This is a genomic window from Neoluteolibacter marinus (assembly GCF_014904755.1).
Lineage (GTDB): Bacteria > Verrucomicrobiota > Verrucomicrobiia > Verrucomicrobiales > Akkermansiaceae > Haloferula > Haloferula marina.
In genome coordinates, this window is sequence record NZ_JACZFQ010000149.1 from 1 (window position 1) to 1,260 (window position 1,260).

Sequence of the window (1,260 nt, forward strand, 5' to 3'; positions counted from 1 at the left end):
GGTCGCTAGCTTCCGATGGTGGTGAGTGCCCGCGGGGTGCGGGCGAGGTCGTAATCGTGGGGTGTCGCGTACTCGAGGGAGGAGTGCCGGCGACGACGGTTGTAGAACACCTCGATGTACTCGAAGATCGCGTTCGCGAGCTCGATGCGCGTCTTCCACTTCTTCCGGTTCAGCAGCTCGATCTGCATCGTCGACCAGAACGACTCCATCATCGCATTGTCGAGGCCATCGCCGACGGTCCCGAACGACGGCAGCAGTCCCGCTGAACGGATCTTCTCAAGTGAAGACCCAGGAGGTGAACTGGACTCCGTGATCCGCATGAACGATCCCTCCGGTCCCTGGCTGACGTGCACGGATTGCCATGTCCAGAGCGTTCACGACCAGGGTGGAGTCCTGTTTGGAGTCGATAGCCCAGCCGATGATCTTGCGGCTGCAAGCATCCAGCACGGCGGCGCAGTAGATCTTGCCCTCCCGGGTGGGATGCTCGGTGATGTCCGTGACCCACAGCTCGTTCAGCGCGAGACGGTGGAACTTGCGGTTGACCAGGTCGTCCGCTGTGGCGACCCCCTTGAGTCGCTTGATTCTGGCTGGGCCTGGAAGGCCACCGATTCCGGCGCGAGTCATGAGGACGGAGATGAGCCGGCTGGAACACGGAATGTTCATTGCCGATGGTGAGCTCGGCGTGGATGCGGCGGTAGCCGTAGGTGCCGCGGGAGGCGACGTGGATCTCCCGGATCAGGCCGGTCAGCCAGCGGCGGCGCAGCTCAGTGGCACTGGTCGGGCGCTTTCGGTACCGGTAGTAGCCCTGACGGGAGACGCCCAGTAGGCGGCAGCAGGTGCTTGTGGGTGCCCCGGCGTCGACGAGTCGGTCGATCACCGGGTGCGCCCTTTTGGGGCAACTCCTCCCTCCTCGTCGAGCCACGTCGCGGCCCGGCGGAGGATCGCGATCTCCTGCTCGAGCTGGCGGACACGGCCGCGCGCCGCGCGGAGCTCGGCAGATTCCTGGCTGCTTAGTCCCGGCCGGCGGCCGTGGTCGATATCGTCCTGTCGCAGCCAGTTGTGGAGGGTGACCTCGTGGATGCCCAGGTCCAGTGCGGTCTGCTTGACCTGGCGGCCCTCGCGGACCAGAGCGATGGCACGGGCACGGAACTCGGGAGGGTACGGGCGTGGCATGCGAAGAGCCTTCCATGAAGACCATCGACTAGCGACGTCAACTGGAAACCGAGCCATAGGTCAGGTCAAACTGGAAACCGAGCCATA

1 pseudogene is annotated in these 1,260 nt (G+C 64.7%); it reads right to left on the reverse strand.

Annotated elements, in window-relative coordinates:
- Positions 1 to 5 precede the first annotated feature (5 nt).
- Positions 6 to 1,173 (reverse strand): annotated as a pseudogene (locus IG178_RS24230) (IS3-like element ISAar24 family transposase).
- Positions 1,174 to 1,260: the final 87 nt, after the last annotated feature.